Source organism: Arthrobacter senegalensis, assembly GCF_059091765.1.
In genome coordinates this window covers 972701-988183 of record NZ_JBNHGZ010000002.1, presented here as the reverse complement: position 1 = coordinate 988183, position 15483 = coordinate 972701, and the positions used below count along the sequence as shown (strand labels likewise).

Sequence of the window (15483 nt, the reverse complement as noted above, 5' to 3'; positions counted from 1 at the left end):
TTCAGTTATCGGGTCGGTTAGAAGTCGACCTCTTCGGCAACAACGCTGTCTTCGATGTCCACTTCGTTGTCCGCGACGATGACGGAGTCGTTGACGGAGTTGTCGGTGAACTCGGCGTTGATGTCGTCCACCTGCACGTCCGTGTTCGTGGAGCTGTCGTTGAACGAATCCTCGACCTCGACCTCGTTGAACGAATCCTCGACCTCGACCTCGTTGAAGGAATCCTCCACGTTGATATCGGTGGTGGAATTGTCCTCGTTGAACGAGTCCTCGACCTCGATCTCGGTGGTATTGCCGTTGTACGAGTCCTCGATCTCCACGTTGGTGGAGTTGTCGGTCGAGTAATCCTTCGAATGGTCGGAGTTGTCGTTGAAGGAGTCTTCCACCTCGACGTCCAGGTCGACATCCGTGTTGTAGGAGTCCTCGTTGTAAGAGTCCTCGTTGTAGGAATCCTCATTGTAGGAATCCTCGACGTTGAAGGAGTCCTCGACGGAGATGTCGGTATCCCCGACGGTCACATCGCCCTCAATGTCACCGGTTGTCACGGTGGTGGAGTTGTCGGTCGAGTAATCCTTCGAGTAGTCGTTGGAGTTATCCGTCGAGTTATCCACGGTGGCGTCCCCGCCAGCCGCAACAGAGTCGTCGCCCGAGGCGATCACGGCGTCGTTGTCGAACCACTGATTCACGTCGCCGTCGGCCCAGATGTTTTGGTTGACGGACTGGTCCGTGATGGTGTCCCGATCGTCGATCGTAGAGGTGTACGAGTAGTTGTTTACGATGTGCGTCAGTTGCTGCACAGCGTGGGCGTGGTCATCATGGTCGTTGCCCCTGCCGCCGCCGTGACCGTGGTCATCGTCGTCATGGCCGCCACCCCCGTGGCCGCCTCCGCCGTGGCCCCCGCCACCGTGGCCGCCGCCGCCCCAGCCACCGCCATTGTTGCCGGAGTTGTCGCTGGACCAGTCGCCGGTGTCGCCGCCGGAGTGGTTGCCGCCGGTGTTGTACTCGCGGTCGAAGGACGAGCTGGCATCCACGGGAGCGTAGTCGAGGATGACCGGCATGATGGCGTCCACATCATCGGAGCACACGTCGCCCAGGCCGGCCTCGGCGAGGGCGGCCTCCGGGTCTGCCTGGAATTCTGCGGCTGCGCGCGGATCACGGAGCAGATTCATGATGAATTCGAGAAGAGAGCTTGCGAGCGTAGGCATTATGTGAATCCCCATTCTTATTCCTACTGGATCTGGCCAAAATTATGGATGGTGGCCCGCCGAGCTGAGTTGCTTGGCTTGGTTCAAAGCTACGGCCGGGCTGCTGTCGCCCGCATCGGGGCTTCCTCCCCCGCCGCCCGCCCCCTCCAGGGGGATCGCGGTGGACGGGGACTAGGTAGGGAGGGGCCCAGGCCCGGATATCCGCGGACTTACTGCGGGGAACTGTCTTCGCCGAGCGCAAGCCGCAACTGGGTCAGGAGTTCGGCGCGGTTCGAAGCCCCTAGCCGCCGTCGAATACGCGCTATGTGGTGCTCGGCGGTACGCGGCGAAATGAAAATCGCGGCCCCGATTTCCCGGTACGTCTTGCCCTCCAGCACCAACCGGGCGACTTCGCGCTCCCGTTCGCTCAAGACGGCGCTTTCTTGTCCCTGTGCTGCTCCGGCGGGGACCGCTGCCTGCCCGCCGGGCTCGGTGACGGTGACGTCGGCAGGCGCGTCCATGGTCCCGCGCGTGCCGGGATGCAGGTCTCTGGCGCAAGCCAAGAGGCGGCTCATGTCCTTGCGCTCGTCCGCGTGCGCTGCCGCGTGCCCGGCGAGGCGCGCCCCGTCCCAGGTGAGGCCGACGGTTGCGAGCGCGCGGGCGGACTCCTCCACCAACTTCGGATCGATCCTGCCGGCCAGCACCGTCACCCACGCCCGGCCGGCCGCCGCGAGCACGCCCGCCAGTCGGTACGTCCCCGAGGCCCGGACCAGCGCCGAGGCATGCGGGGCGAGCTCGCTGGGGCTGTCCGCCAAAAGGGCTGCCTGGACCGCAGACCAATGCAGCGAGGTAGACCACAGCACCGGTTCGCCCAATCTCCCCAGCAGCGCCCATGCCTCCGTCAAATGCGGCTGCAGCCTCGCGGAATCACGCAGGCGGGCAGCGGCCACTGCCAGTTCGCCCAGCGGCAAAAGGCTGTAGAGATCGACGGCGACGTGCAGCAGCCGGCCCCGCGCCCGCTCCCAGGCGCGCACCAAGGCAGCGGTGTCATCGGTTCGCCGCGCCAGCCCGACCTGCAGGGCGTCCAGCAACAATTCGTCGCGCGGGGTGGGACGGATTCCGCTGGCGGTCGCCTCTGCGATGGCAGCCCCGGCGCTGTCCGGGTGGTCCTGCAGCATGGCGACCCAGGCCCGCAGGAGCAGCAGCCTCAAGCGGGCGGCCGGGCCTCCCTGGCGGCCGCGCAGAGCGTCGTCGAGGACGGCTGCCGCTACGGGGAGCTCACCGCTGTGCAGGGCCACCAAGGCCGCGAGGGCCGCAGGGCTGTCCGGCAGCGGAATGGCGGCGCCGGAGGCCGTGAGCATGTCGGAAGCCCGCACCAGGGCCGGCAGCGCCTGCTCGGTGTGCTCGCCGATCGACGCGACGATGCCTTGTCCCATCAACGAGACGGCCACGTTCGTCAGGGTTGGCGAGTTGTCGGCGTGGTTGCCGGCAAGCAGGCTTCGAGCCCCGTCGGGGTCACCCGTACCGATCATGACGACGGCGGCCAGAGCCCTCGACGCCTCCGTGGCGGGTGATCCGAGCCACCGGTAGACCTGGGCGCTGCGCGCCAGCATGCCCCGCTGCGCCCACAGCGACGCCGCCACGTCCGCTCCGCGGAGCCTGTCCGGTGCCTCCGGCTGAGCCAGGAGACGGTCAAGGATGCGGCCGGCTGCTTCGAGGTCTCCGGAGGCCAGTGCCGCCTGGGCCCGGCGCGCCGCCGTTGCCGTTTCATCGGCGCCGGCTGCCGCCGCTTCACCGTACAGTGTCGCGGCCACCCGGGGCTCGGAAGCCAGGGCGCCGTCGCCGGCGTCTTCAAGGACGCGGGCCACGCGTGGATCCTGGAGTCCGCCCCGAACCAGTCCGCGGGCCACCTCCACGGACTCCGGTGCGGTGTTGTTGGCTAAACAGTCGGCCAGGGCCCGCTGGAAGGCCCGGACGTGGTGCTGCGGGGTGACATGAAGCAGGACGTTGCGCATGAGCGGAGCAAGGTTTCCCTCGGGCAGCACCAACCCTGCGGCCGTGGCCTGCGACATCAGCGGCCCGATTCCGTCGGGCAGCTCCCGCAGTCCGGAAGGCAGCGGCCCGGCTGGATCGAAACCGACGGCCAGGGCCAGCAGCAGCTCCCGAAGGTTGGGTTCCAGCCGGTCGAGTTCGTGGCCCACATGGTTGACCAACCCGCCGAACTTCACCGGATCTGACGGTATTGGGCGGGCATCGTCGATCGCTTCCAACACATGCTGGACCAGCCAAGGCAGGCCCCCGGTCAGCCGGAAGACCTGATCGAGGACGGGAGCAGGAAGCCGGTCAGAGCGGACAGCTGCTGCGTGCCGGGCAATATCGTTACGGGTCCAGGGGCCCAACAACACCGGCCGCCGGTGCGCCTCCATCACCGCCGTCAGCCGCTGCAGGGCGGGCAACTGCGGCCACGTCCGATACGCGACCACGAGGTTCACGTTCTGCCCGTCGGCCAATCGATGGACGCGCTCCAGTCCGGCGTCGTCCAACTGGTGGGCGTCGTCGATCAGTACCGTGGTGCCTTCGTCCACAGGGTCTTCCCCCAGTGCGGGCCTGCCCGAGCTGACGGGGACTCCTGCTTCCTCATAGGCCGCCGCCAAGTTTTCCAGCAGCAGGCTCTTGCCCGATCCTCCCGGACCGGACACGGTAGCCAGTAAACGCGACTCGGATTCCGTCGCGGCTTCCGTCAGCAGTTGCGCGGCATCCCGGTTCACCAAACGGCGTGCCGCCGGCTGCGCCGGTGTCGCACCTGTCATGCCGGCCCCGGAGCAGGCGCATCGGTGGGGTCACCCGACGGTGCCGGCGGCTGCGTCGGGTCCACCCAGGCTGGCGCGGTCGGCGGAGGATCGACAACCACAGTCTCTGACGGTGTTGATGAGGGCTCCGGCGCGGGTTCCGGGGCGGGTTCCGGCGCGGGGTCGGGGGCGGGAGGCGGCGCGGGGTCGGAGGCGGGAGGCGGCAGCACCGGGTCCGGTTCCGGTGCCGTTGTCGGCACAGCCGGAACACTCGGTTCCGGCTCAGGGGCGGGAGGTTGGGGAGTAGTGCCTGGCTGTGGAGCCGCGGGCGGCACGGGGGTTCCCGTCGGTCCCGGGGCAGGAGTGTTGGTGCCGTTGTCCGGCTTCGATCCCGGGCCCTGCCCGGAATCGCCGGCCGGCGTAGACACGCCTCCCGGACGGGTCGACGGTTGGCCGTTCGGCGTCGTTGCCCGGTCCTGCGCGTAGGTCGCCTGGTCCTGCGCGAAGCCCGCGGTGCCGCCATAGCCCGGCGAGCCTTCCGGGCTCGGAGCCGCTGCGCCGGAGGACGTTGCAGCTAAGTTCTCCCAAAAGACCACGGGACTCATGCCAGGCTGCGCCGGTTCAGCCGCCATCACGGAATTGGCCGGCCCGGCCCCTTCGCTTCCCTCCGGAGCTCCCCCGGGTACGTGGCCGTTCCGCTCCGCGGCGCTGCCTTGGGCGACGCCCGGTTGGGAACCGAACAGGCCGAATTCGTGAGGGCTCTGGGCGGCGGTTGCCGTCAACGCCGTGAGGGCCGCGACCGCCACTGTTACGGCAGCGGCGCGCATAGCCAGCACGGGTTTCCGTGCGTTGCCGGCGCCTTCCACCGCGGACGCGGCGTGGGCGTGGAAGTGTGGTTGCGGAAAGGCGCGGCCTTCGGCCGCGACGGCTTCCGGCACCGGCCGGGGCTCAGGCTCCGCAGCGTGTTCGGATGGCAGCGCGAGCCTGTTTCGGGCCGCGAAGTACGCGGCCCCCAGGCTGATGGCGGCCTTCGGGTCCGCATCCACGGCGAGGGGACGGTTCAGTTCGGCGGACAGCAATTGGGCAACCAAGGGGATGCGGGACGAGCCGCCGGTCAAGAGGACGGCGGTGAGGTCCTCGGCAGCCACTTGCGCTGTGTCGAGGGCCCGGCGCAGGGAGAGGAGCGTGTCCCGCACCAGATCCTCGATCATGCCCTCAAATTCGGACCGCACCAGGCGGACGCCTGTCTGCAGCTCCGGCAGCAACGCAGGGATCGTTGCCTCGGAATCGGCCGAAAGCGCTTCTTTGGCTTCCACGCATTCCCGCCGGATACGGTCCAGCGCCACGCGTGCTTGCGTCGAGGTGGGATCCACCGCGCTCAGCCCGCCGTCCAGGCTGGCGACGACGTGCGCGAAGACGACGTCGTCGACATCAGCTCCACCCACCCGCTCCAAACCTTCCGGTTTGCCCAGCAGCGTGAATGAGGCTGCGTCACCCTTGTGCAGGACTGCCGCGTCGAAGGTACCGCCGCCAAAGTCATAGACGGCGACCAGGCTCCCCGTGCCCACGCGGTTCTGGGAGGCGTAATGGAGCGCGGCTGCTTCCGGCTCGCTCAACAACATGACGTCGGCGAGCCCGACGCCGGCCAAGGCGTCACGGATCAGTCCGGTCTTGTAGTCACCCCAGCTGGCCGGATGCGACACCACTACCGCTTCCGGAGCTTCGCCTTCACGTTCCTGGGCGCGGTCTACGACCCACCGGACCACGGCGGCGAAAATGTCCTCAGGTGCGACAAACAGGTCTCCGACCATCATCGGCACCGAGTCGCCGATCCGCCTCTTGAATTCTCGAACCACCCGGTCAGGGGACGTCGTGCCCCGCCGTTCGGCTGCCTCTCCGACCAGAACTGCGCCGTCTTCGCCTACATAGATCACCGACGGCACGGCCGCCGCACGTGAACCCAAGTGGACAGCCTGCGGCTGCTGAGGCTTTCGGTCTCCGCTCCCGTATCGCGCTGTCGCTGCTGCCGTGAAACTTGTGCCGACATCGACACTCAGTACATAAGCCATGAATCCCCTCAGGTACGTCCAGCAAGGAACGTCCCCCACCGCTTCTTTATACTGTCTCCAGAGTCATGCTCTGATTCCCCCTAGGCGGGCGGTATCCATCCGCCCGTGTCCCCATGAAGCCGCTGCGGAATGACGCCCTCAGCCGCCGCCAACCGCAGTTCCCCACACTTGGATCCGGCGTCCTTCAGAAAGCCGTTCCGTTACATTCAGCCTAGGAGGGGTGACGTGCTTAGACAAGGGAATGGATCCCCCGTTTAACAAGCATGAGCAACACGAAAATTTGGTGAATGGTTTAGTCCTTCGACGGCCTATTTCCTCGATTTTGCGCCTCCCTGGTGATACATATGCGAAGTCGCGTACCTTGCTTCGCCTAGTCCCTCAATGGGTAGACCGTGAAGCGATCACGGCCGATGCATACAATGATTTCCTGTCCATCCGACCCCGGAGCACCATGAAAAATAAATACGGCGAATCCGGTTCCTTACGGACTTATGGCGTGTTTTTGCGCGGCATCAACGTTGGAGGCGTCCGGATTGCCATGAAGGACTTGCAGCGGGTCCTCACCGAAGCCGGTTTCGGGCAGGTGGAGACCGTCCTCGCCTCGGGCAACGTCGTGCTGCGCGCGGAGACCCAAGACCCCGGCGTGGTAAAGCAAAGAGTCGAAGCGAGCTTGCGGACGGCTTTCGGCTACGACGCCTGGGTCATAGTCAAGACTCCCAGCGAGCTGGCCGCCATCGTCGAGGGCTACCCGTTCACCCCGGCCGACGACGGCGTTCCCCGGCACGCTTACGCGGTGCTCACCACGGGTGAGGATGTTGTGGAACAACTGCTCGAGGACTGCCCGGAACTTTCGCCCGAAGAACGGGCGTCTCCGGGGGGCGACGTCCTGTACTGGGAGGTGCCCAAAGGCAACACTTTGGAGTCCAAACTGTCCAAGCAAATGGCCAAAACGATGTACAAGCCGGTGTCGACCACCAGGAACCTCAACACGTTGCACAAGATGCTGGCCAGGTTCCGCACGGAGGGCTGAGGCGGCCCCTGCTACCGGGGGAGGAGTGGAACCGCCCGAACTCATCCTCCCGGCGGATAGCCGCGGCGCCGGTGCAATTCTAGACTCGTGATTGTTGGGGCCTTTGTTATGGCCGGCGGCCGGGCACGGCCAAGGAAGGGGGATCCTATGCTGTTCGACTCGGTCACGTGGATATCGGCTGCCGTCTGTGCCGGTCCATTTGCCCTCTTCCTGGCGGTCGGAGCGCTGGTCAGCATCGGGCGGAGCAAACGGCAGCGGTCGGCGAAAGCCGGCTGGTCCCTGCTGGTGCTCGCGGTGCCCATCCTTGGCCCCCTGGCGTGGTTCCGGACGGCATCGCGCCGGGCCGCCGCTCATACGGCCCAGCCGGACACCGGGCCGGTGAAGCAGGCGACGGGGCCCCTTGTTCCCTAAAGGCCCGCCCGCGAAAACGGCCAGCGGTTCCGCGGGACGGATGGAACGTGTCCCGCCGGGTATCGGTCCATGCAGTATCCGTGTTGGACGCGCCTCCGCGAAGGTCCTTACTCTTCTGGCATGACTACCCGTACGGCCGTGCGCGCCGCTGCTTCCACACCCTCCAACGGCCGGCAGGTCCTTCAGATTGGACCGGTGAACCCCGTTGTCACCGCCGCCTTGGCGGATGAGTTCGGCGCACTGTTGCTCCCGGACGGCCCGGAACGCGGCGATTTCCTGCTGCGGCACGCCCCCGGCATCCGCGTGGCGGTGTGCTCCGGCCGCCATGGTGTCGGCTCCGACCTGATGCGCCGGCTGCCGAACCTCGAAGCCATCGTAAACTTCGGCGCCGGCTACGACGCCACCGACGTCGAGCAGGCAAACGAACGCGGCATCCACGTCAGCAACACCCCGGATGTGCTCACCGATTGCGTGGCCGACACCGCGCTGGCCCTCTATCTGGATGTACTGCGCCGAACCAGCGCCGCCGACCGGTTCGTCCGCCTCGGCGGATGGGCCTCAACCACGTCCTACCCACTGACCACGCGGGCCTCCGGCAGAAAGGTCGGCATCCTCGGCCTGGGCCGGATCGGCCAGGCCATCGCCAAGCGGCTGGAAGCGTTTAACTGCGAGATCCACTACCACAGCCGCCGCGCCGTCGAAGACTCGGGCTACGCGTTCCACTCCTCCCCCGCCAAACTGGCCGAGGCCGTCGAGGTGCTCGTCATCGCGGCTGCCGGAGGACCGGAGACGGTGAACCTGGTCGACGCCGGGGTGCTGGCCAAGCTCGGCGTGGGAGGCTACCTGATCAACATCGCCCGCGGCACCATTGTGGACGAACATGCCCTGGTCTCCGCCTTGGCCGGAGGACGCCTGGCGGGCGCAGGGCTGGACGTCTTTGCCGACGAACCGCATGTGCCGGCCGAACTGATGGAGCTGGAGAACGTGGTCCTGTTACCGCACATCGGCAGCGGCACCCGTGAGACCCGCGCCGACATGGCCGCTTTGACATTGGAGAACCTGCGCAGCTACCTGCGCGACGGCTCGTTGGTAACCCCGATCGGCTAACCCCGTGCCCGGCCCGGCGCCGGGAAATCCGGGGGGTCGACGCGGGGTAAAACCGGGGTTGGCTCTGGCAAGCGTCGCCCTGAAGCAATACTTGTATGACAAGTGCGCGACTTGTACAATCAGTCGCAGTAGCCATCCCCGCGTAAGGACCGCCATGCCCTACACCGCCGATGCCATCCGGCACGTCAAGCTCTCCACTGCCACGCTGCCGCTGGCCACGCCCATCTCTGACGCCAAGGTCTTTACCGGGCGCCAGAAGCCCATGACGGAAGTCGTCTTCCTCTTTGCCGAAATCACCACCGTGCAGGGACACGAGGGCCTGGGCTTCAGCTATTCGAAACGGGCCGGCGGCCCGGCGCAATACGCCCACGCGACGGAAGTCGCCGAGGCGATGCTCGGCGAGGACCCCAACGACATCGCCAAGCTCTACAACAAGCTGCTTTGGGCAGGCGCGTCGGTGGGCCGGTCCGGCGTCGCCACCCAGGCCCTGGCCGCGCTCGACATAGCGCTCTACGACCTCAAGGCCAAGCGGGCAGGGCTCCCGCTGGCCAAGTTCCTCGGCGCGCACCGGGACTCGGTCCGGACCTACAACACCTCCGGTGGCTTCCTCAACGCCTCCATCGACGAGGTCAAGGACCGCGCGAGCCGTTCCCTTGCCGACGGCATTGGCGGCATCAAGATCAAGGTCGGCCTGCCGGACTCGGCCGAGGACCTGCGCCGTGTCGCCGCGGTCCGCGACCACATCGGCGACGGCGTGCCGCTGATGGTGGACGCGAACCAGCAGTGGGACCGGGCCACCGCCCTCAGGATGGGCCGCCGCCTGGAGCAGTTCGACCTGGTCTGGATCGAGGAACCGTTGGATGCCTACGACGCCGAAGGCCATGCCGCGCTGGCCGCTGCCCTGGACACCCCGATTGCCACCGGCGAGATGCTGGCCTCGGTGGCCGAACACGAACGCCTGATCGCCGCCCGCGCGTGCGACATCATCCAGCCCGACGCTCCCCGGGTCGGCGGCATCACGCAGTTCCTGCGCCTGGCCACGCTGGCGGACCAGGCCGGGCTGGACCTCGCGCCGCACTTCGCGATGGAGATCCACCTCCACCTGGCCGCCGCCTACCCGCGCGAGCCCTGGGTGGAGCACTTCGACTGGCTGGACCCGCTGTTCAACGAGCGCCTCGAGACCCGCGACGGCCGGATGATCGTCCCGGACCGTCCGGGCCTCGGCTTCACCTTCAGCGAACAGGCGCGCGCCTGGACCACGGACAGCGTGGAGTTCGGCCGCGCCTAGCCTTATCCCATGACGACGACGGTGCCGCGCACCGTCGTCGTTCCCCTCTCACCCTGCCCTGGAGAAAACGGGAGCGATTGTTGAAACCGAACCTGACGGTCACCTTGGTTGACGACCTGCGTCGGCGCATTGTCGACGGCGATATCGCTCCCGGCGACAAGCTGCCCAGCGAGAACACGCTGATCGCAGAGCACGGCGTGAGCCGCACAGTGGTGCGCGAGGCCATCACCCGGCTGCAGGCGGAGGGACTTGTGCATACCCGGCGCGGCAGCGGGAGTTTCGCGCTGACGCCACCGGCGGAAGCGGAAGGCCCCCGCGGCCTCCGGCCCGTGCGGACTCTGGAGGACCGGAGGGCGCTGGTGGAGTTCCGCACCGGCGTGGAAAGCGAAGCCGCTGCCTTGGCCGCCGTCCGGCGGACCGACCAGCAGTTGGCGGCCCTGCGCGCCGCAAACGCTGACTTCTCTCGCTCCGGTTCCAACCCGGCCGCGGCCTTATCCCACGACTTCGAGTTTCACCGCACCGTCGCCGAGGCCAGCGGCAACCCCTACTTTCTGGATGCGATCGCGGCCCTCGGCCCGGCCATGATTGCCATGCCCCGCTACCGGCTGGAGGCCAGCGGATCCGAAGCCGAAACGTCCCGCCTCTCGGCCGTGGCGTCCGAACATGCGGCGGTGCTGGCCGCAGTGGAAGCCGGCGATGCACTGGCCGCGGCTGCCGCCATGCGCACCCACCTGGTCAATTCGCGGCTGCGGTTGGAGAGCGAATCCGGGCACTGATTACCCCGGGAACTGCACCCGCCGTAAGATCACTGGGTCCGGATACGGAAGCGGCAGCAGACAAAAGTCTGCTGCCGCTTCGCTGTTGCGAGGGTGAACCGGCTGTGGCTACTCGGCTGCCTTGACGGCCAACACCGGCCGGTCTGCCTGCAACAGGATGCGCTGAGCGTGCGAACCCATGATGAATTTGCCCACCTGCGTGCGCTGGCGCAGACCGATGACAATGAGCGAGACCTCGCGTTCGCTGGCGAGCTCAAGGATCTCGTCGGCCAGGTCGTCGCGGTGGGTGGGGCGAAGCACTTCTGCGGCCACGCCCGCCTCATTGGCTGCCGACTTCAGGCGGAGGAGGTCGTTCTCCGACGCCACGGTTTTATCCACCAGCACCCCTTCACGGGTGGAGTTGACGATCAGCAGGTCTTCACCGCGGAGCTTGGCTTCCGCGATGGCGGCGGACACGGCTGCCTCTCCCACGGGGGTGGGTACATAGCCGACGAGGATGCTCATGCGTTCTCCTTGGTTTCGGTGCGAGCTTGGGTACGGGAGTTTTTCCGGCGCTCTATGGCGGACTTGACCATCGGCCAGACAGCGACCAGCACGAACAGAACTACCAGCGTGCCGGAGATCGGCCGGCCCATGAATCCGGCGACGTCTCCGTCGAGCACCAACAGCGAACGCCGCAGGCTGGACTCGAGCAGCGCACCGAGCACGAAGGCCAACACCAGCGGTCCAGGCTCGAATCCGAATTTTTTCATCAGGTACCCGACGGCGCCGAAGAGGACCACCAGCAGCACGTCGAACATCGAGTTGCGGATGGTGTAGGCGCCAAGCAAGGTGATCAGTGCGGTGATCGGAGCGAGGATGGCGGCGCGCACCCGCAGGATGCGGACGAACAAGCCGACCAGCGGGATGGACATGATCAGCAGCAGGATGTTGCCGATGTACATCGAGTTGACCACACCCCAGAACAGATCCGGGTTCTCGACAATGAGCTGCGGGCCCGGGGTCACGCCCTGAATGAGCAGCGCGCCGAAGATGATCGCCATGGTGGCATTGGCGGGAATGCCCAGGGTCAGCAGCGGAATAAAGGAGCTTGTCGCCGCGGCGTTGTTGGCGGTCTCCGGACCGGCAACACCCTCCACGGCGCCCTTGCCGAAGCGTTCCGGGTTCTTGGCGCGCTTCTTCTCCACGGCGTAGGCGGCGAGCGAGGAGATCGTGGCGCCGCCGCCAGGCAGGATGCCCAGGAAGAAGCCGAGCACAGAGCCGCGCCCGATAGCCCCGGCCGACTGCTTGAGGTCCTTCTTGGACGGCCAAACGTTTGCCACTGTTGCCGGCGCTTGGGCCGCGCGGTGGCGTTCTTCCAGGTTGTAGAGAATCTCGCCGACGCCGAACAGGCCCATGGCCACCGGGACAAAGTCGATGCCGTCGGCCAGACTCAGGTTGCCAAACGTGAAGCGTTCGGCACCGGTGAAAATGTCGCGGCCCACGGTGGCCAGCAGAAGTCCGAAGGCGGCGGCGATCAATGCCTTGATTTTGGCGCCGTTGCTGATCGTGGCGACCAGCAGGATGCCGACCATGGCCAAGGCTGCGTACTCGGGCGGGCCGAAGTCCAATGCGAAGCCTGCCACCAGCGGGGCGAGGAAGGTCAAACCGATGATGGCCACCGTGCCGCCGATGAAGGAGCCGATGGCGGCGATGCCCAGCGCCGTTCCGGCTTTGCCCTTTCTGGCGAGCTGGTAGCCGTCGAAGACGGTGACGACGGAGCTGGCTTCGCCCGGAAGTCGCAACAGCACCGAGGTGATAGTGCCGCCGTATTGTGCGCCGTAGAAGATGCCCGCCAACATGATGATGGCCGTGACGGGCTCGATCCCGTAGGTCAGCGGCAGCAGGATTGCGATGGTGGCTGCCGGACCGAGGCCAGGCAGTACGCCGATCAGCATGCCGATAACAACGCCCAGCAGGCAGTACAGCAAGTTGGAGGGCTCTAGGACGACGCCGAAGCCGTCCATGACCGGTTGCAGGAAATCCATGCGAGAACCTTTGGATCAGTGGGCGAGGGTGGGGCGCGAGGGTCCCACGTTGGCGGCAAAGCCGACACCGTGGGAGTGCACAACCCGCTAGAACAGGTGGGGAATCGACGTTCCCAGGGCAAGGATGAAGATGGCGTAGAACGCGGCAACAATCAGCAGCGAGTAGATGATGGCGCCACGCCAGGATTCACCGCCGAGGAACTTCATCCAGACCAGGCAGAGGAGCAGTGCAGGGACCTCGAAGCCGATCAGCGGCATCAGCAACACCATGATCAGCAGGGTCACAAACCCAATGGCCGCAAGCCAGGACAGTTTGGAGAATTTTTCCCCGTCGCGGCCCCCACGCCGCCCAACAACCAGTTGGGCGAGCGCGAGGACAGCGATGATCAGGCTGACCACGAACGGCCACATGCCGGGCCGGGGCTGGGAGGGCGTTCCCAGCCCCAGACCGAGCGACATGACGAGCCCCGCCACGCCCAGCGCGAGCACCACGAGGGATGATGCGAGGTTGGCAATGGGTCCTGCCGGCGGTGCGGCCTCGGCTTCCCATTGGGCAGCCAGTTCCTCCGGTGTCAGGTCATCGTCGACGACGTCGACTGACTCAGTGCCTTCTGCTGGCGTCTCGCGGTGGGGCGTCATGGTTTAACTCGATTCGCTGTGGAGGCCGGACGGCCTCACGTGGGTGTTGCTACTCGCCGGCCAGCGAGATGTCGTACTTCTCGGTGAGCTCCTTGTACTTGGCAGCCAAGTCGTTCCACTGCTGGACGACTTCCTCGCCGGAGATTTCCTTGGGGGTCAGCATGTTCTTCTCGTTGAAGGCCTTGTACGTGTCGGTGGCCTGGGCGGCCTCGACCGACTCGACCAGCTTGGCCTTCACATCCTCGGGCAGTCCCTTCGGGGCAGCCAGGGCGCGGTACTGGGAGACCGGGACTTCGTAGCCTTCTTCGATGGCGGTGGGGACGTCCGGCAGGAAGGTGTTGCGCTCGTCGGAGAAGACAACGATCGGCTTGACTTTGCCGGCGTCGATCTGCGGCTTGGCTTCGCCCAGCTGGATGGTGGCCAGCTGGACCTGGTTGCCCATGACAGCGGTCAGCGCGGGGGAACCCGAATCGAACGGCACCGCGGTGCCCTTGATCTCGGCCTGGGCGAACAGGATGGCTTGGGACAGCTGCGAGCCGGTGCCCACGCCGGTGGTGCCGAAGGTCAGCTTCTTGGAGCTGTTCTTGATATCGTCCAGGTTTTCAAAACCGGATTCGGCGCTGGCAACCAACACGTAGTCGTCCTGCGAGAGGCCCTTGATGACATCCAGGTCGTCAAGGCTGACGGCTTCGTCTTCAGATACTGCCAGCGGAGTGATCGTGATCAGCGAGGCATTCAGCAGGACGAGGTTCTGTCCGTCGGGCTCCATTGCCGCGACTTCCTGCGTTGCCAGGGCGCCGTTGGCACCGGGCTTGTTCACCACCGGAACAGCGACGCCGAGCTCGTCGGCCATGCCTTCGGCCGCGGTGCGCGCGATCAGGTCCGTCGACCCGCCCGGAGCCTGGCCGACGGTCAGAGTAATGGGGCCGTTGGGGAAGCTGTCCCCCTCGGCGGCAGTGCCGCCCCCAACGTTGCCGCCGCAAGCGGTCAACGCCAGCGCAGCAGAGGCAGCGGTCAGACCTAGAACGGTCCGGCGGATGGAGAGTGCTTTCACTTCGGGCTCCTTGCTCGATGAACAGCGATGTTCGAACGGGTCTCGGCCGTGACCCGACTCATATGAGACAGGTCACTAGTGGCTCGGACATCGAGCTTAGAAAGAGACTATGATGCATGTCCAAGCCCATTAGTGCATTGAATGATACTTGAAAGGCATCATGTTCACCTTGGACCAGGCCCGAAGTTTCATCGCTGTCGCCGAAGAGTTGCATTTCGGCCGCGCCGCCGAACGGCTGAGCATGACCCAGCCCCCGCTCAGCAGGCAGATCCAGAAACTGGAGCGCAGCATCGGCGTCGAACTCTTGGAGCGGGACAACCGCAAGGTGGCATTGACCGCCGCCGGACACGCCTTTCTCTCCGAGGCGCGGAAGCTGGTGGTGTCGGCAGACCGGGCGCCCCGAACGGCACGCCGCATCGCCGCCGGCCGGGCGGGTGAGATCCGGATCGGCTTCACTGCCGCCACCGCCTTCAGCGTACTCGGACCCCTGCTCGCCGAGATTGCACTGGAACTGCCCGATGTCGACGTCGAACTCGAGGAACTGGTGACCGGGGAGCAGGTCCAGGCCATTATGGACGGCGACCTTGACCTGGGGCTGGCCCGCCCGCCCTTCGACACAGACCTCTTCGAATCGCACCTGATGCTGTCGGAAAACCTGATGCTCGCAGTTCCCAGCGGGCACCCGCTGGATCAACTGGCACGTCCGCTGGCCGTGGCCGACCTCAAAGACGTGCCGCTCATCATGCATTCACCGATCAAGGCGCGCTATTTCTACGATCTGGTGGTGCGCCAAATCCCGATCGAGCACGGCAACGTCGTGCACACCGTCAGCCAGATCCTGACCATGGTGGCGCTGGTGGCGGCCGGCCGAGGTGTGGCCTTCGTGCCCGAATCGGCACAACTGCTGGGAGTCGATGGCGTCAGCTACTTGCATCTGCCCGAACTCGCGCCGGACTCGGTGGAACTGCATGCCATTTGGAACCGGAACTCGCACAACCCCGCGCTACGCAGGATGCTGGAGAGCGTGTGGGCCAAAGCCTCCTAGCTGCCAGCCGACCACCACCGCGTCTCCAAACGTCAATACTCTTAGTGCATCAATCCATACAAAA

Annotated in this window: 13 protein-coding genes; 6 read left to right on the top strand and 7 right to left on the bottom strand. The window is 66.2% G+C overall.

From position 1 onward, the window contains the following. Window positions 1-17: 17 nt before the first annotated feature. The 3 genes from AC5RVG_RS10015 to AC5RVG_RS10005 all read right to left on the bottom strand — a co-directional run bounded on the left by AC5RVG_RS10015 (window position 18) and on the right by AC5RVG_RS10005 (window position 5937). The gene (locus AC5RVG_RS10015; RefSeq protein ID WP_494013730.1) at window positions 18-1205 is read right to left on the bottom strand and encodes an IniB N-terminal domain-containing protein; all 1188 of its coding nucleotides are present in this window, start codon (window positions 1203-1205) and stop codon (window positions 18-20) included. A gap of 209 nt (window positions 1206-1414) precedes the next feature. Further along, window positions 1415-3994, bottom strand: a complete 2580-nt coding sequence (locus tag AC5RVG_RS10010) for a LuxR C-terminal-related transcriptional regulator (protein WP_494013729.1) — start codon at window positions 3992-3994, stop codon at window positions 1415-1417. Further along, the gene (locus tag AC5RVG_RS10005; protein ID WP_494013728.1) at window positions 3991-5937 is read right to left on the bottom strand and encodes an Hsp70 family protein; all 1947 of its coding nucleotides are present in this window, start codon (window positions 5935-5937) and stop codon (window positions 3991-3993) included. Before AC5RVG_RS10005 ends, AC5RVG_RS10010 begins: the two co-directional genes overlap by 4 nt. 346 nt (window positions 5938-6283) lie before the next feature. Here AC5RVG_RS10005 and AC5RVG_RS10000 point away from each other — a divergent pair, with 346 nt between their 5' ends. From AC5RVG_RS10000 to AC5RVG_RS09980, 5 genes are all read left to right on the top strand, one after another. After that, window positions 6284-7072, top strand: a complete 789-nt coding sequence (locus AC5RVG_RS10000; RefSeq protein ID WP_494013727.1) for a DUF1697 domain-containing protein — start codon at window positions 6284-6286, stop codon at window positions 7070-7072. A 147-nt stretch (window positions 7073-7219) separates the two neighbouring features. Further along, window positions 7220-7483 (top strand): PLD nuclease N-terminal domain-containing protein, encoded by a 264-nt coding sequence (locus AC5RVG_RS09995; protein ID WP_494000861.1) that lies wholly within the window; start codon window positions 7220-7222, stop codon window positions 7481-7483. A gap of 120 nt (window positions 7484-7603) precedes the next feature. Continuing rightward, window positions 7604-8590: a 2-hydroxyacid dehydrogenase gene (locus AC5RVG_RS09990; protein ID WP_494013726.1), complete on the top strand. Its 987-nt coding sequence runs from the start codon at window positions 7604-7606 to the stop codon at window positions 8588-8590. A gap of 154 nt (window positions 8591-8744) precedes the next feature. Beyond that, complete coding sequence (locus AC5RVG_RS09985; protein WP_494013725.1) at window positions 8745-9878, top strand: L-talarate/galactarate dehydratase; 1134 nt, start codon at window positions 8745-8747, stop codon at window positions 9876-9878. 80 nt (window positions 9879-9958) lie between these two features. Then, window positions 9959-10654, top strand: coding sequence for a FadR/GntR family transcriptional regulator (locus AC5RVG_RS09980; protein ID WP_494000864.1), 696 nt, complete (start codon window positions 9959-9961; stop codon window positions 10652-10654). Between the two features lie 108 nt (window positions 10655-10762). On the opposite strand, the gene AC5RVG_RS09975 is transcribed toward AC5RVG_RS09980, so the two are convergent. From AC5RVG_RS09975 to AC5RVG_RS09960, 4 genes are all read right to left on the bottom strand, one after another. Next, on the bottom strand, window positions 10763-11158 hold the full coding sequence (locus AC5RVG_RS09975; protein WP_494000865.1) for a universal stress protein: 396 nt from the start codon (window positions 11156-11158) through the stop codon (window positions 10763-10765). Then, the gene (locus AC5RVG_RS09970) at window positions 11155-12681 is read right to left on the bottom strand and encodes a tripartite tricarboxylate transporter permease (RefSeq protein WP_494000866.1); all 1527 of its coding nucleotides are present in this window, start codon (window positions 12679-12681) and stop codon (window positions 11155-11157) included. Before AC5RVG_RS09970 ends, AC5RVG_RS09975 begins: the two co-directional genes overlap by 4 nt. A gap of 87 nt (window positions 12682-12768) precedes the next feature. Next, the gene (locus AC5RVG_RS09965) at window positions 12769-13320 is read right to left on the bottom strand and encodes a tripartite tricarboxylate transporter TctB family protein (RefSeq protein WP_493939986.1); all 552 of its coding nucleotides are present in this window, start codon (window positions 13318-13320) and stop codon (window positions 12769-12771) included. A 49-nt stretch (window positions 13321-13369) separates the two neighbouring features. Further along, on the bottom strand, window positions 13370-14374 hold the full coding sequence (locus AC5RVG_RS09960) for a tripartite tricarboxylate transporter substrate binding protein (protein ID WP_494013724.1): 1005 nt from the start codon (window positions 14372-14374) through the stop codon (window positions 13370-13372). A 160-nt stretch (window positions 14375-14534) separates the two neighbouring features. Here AC5RVG_RS09960 and AC5RVG_RS09955 point away from each other — a divergent pair, with 160 nt between their 5' ends. Beyond that, a complete protein-coding gene (locus AC5RVG_RS09955) occupies window positions 14535-15419 on the top strand; it encodes a LysR family transcriptional regulator (protein ID WP_494000868.1) in 885 nt (294 codons plus the stop codon). Window positions 15420-15483: the final 64 nt, after the last annotated feature.

Excerpts from the sequence above, each read along its gene's own strand:
- AC5RVG_RS10015 (WP_494013730.1), bottom strand. The coding sequence starts at position 1,205 with ATGCCTACGCTCGCAAGCTCTCTTCTCGAATTCATCATGAATCTGCTC.
- AC5RVG_RS10010 (WP_494013729.1), bottom strand. The coding sequence starts at position 3,994 with ATGACAGGTGCGACACCGGCGCAGCCGGCGGCACGCCGTTTGGTGAAC.
- AC5RVG_RS10000 (WP_494013727.1), top strand. The coding sequence starts at position 6,284 with ATGGATCCCCCGTTTAACAAGCATGAGCAACACGAAAATTTGGTGAAT.
- AC5RVG_RS09995 (WP_494000861.1), top strand. The coding sequence starts at position 7,220 with ATGCTGTTCGACTCGGTCACGTGGATATCGGCTGCCGTCTGTGCCGGT.
- AC5RVG_RS09990 (WP_494013726.1), top strand. The coding sequence starts at position 7,604 with ATGACTACCCGTACGGCCGTGCGCGCCGCTGCTTCCACACCCTCCAAC.
- AC5RVG_RS09985 (WP_494013725.1), top strand. The coding sequence starts at position 8,745 with ATGCCCTACACCGCCGATGCCATCCGGCACGTCAAGCTCTCCACTGCC.
- AC5RVG_RS09975 (WP_494000865.1), bottom strand. The coding sequence starts at position 11,158 with ATGAGCATCCTCGTCGGCTATGTACCCACCCCCGTGGGAGAGGCAGCC.
- AC5RVG_RS09970 (WP_494000866.1), bottom strand. The coding sequence starts at position 12,681 with ATGGATTTCCTGCAACCGGTCATGGACGGCTTCGGCGTCGTCCTAGAG.
- AC5RVG_RS09965 (WP_493939986.1), bottom strand. The coding sequence starts at position 13,320 with ATGACGCCCCACCGCGAGACGCCAGCAGAAGGCACTGAGTCAGTCGAC.
- AC5RVG_RS09955 (WP_494000868.1), top strand. The coding sequence starts at position 14,535 with ATGTTCACCTTGGACCAGGCCCGAAGTTTCATCGCTGTCGCCGAAGAG.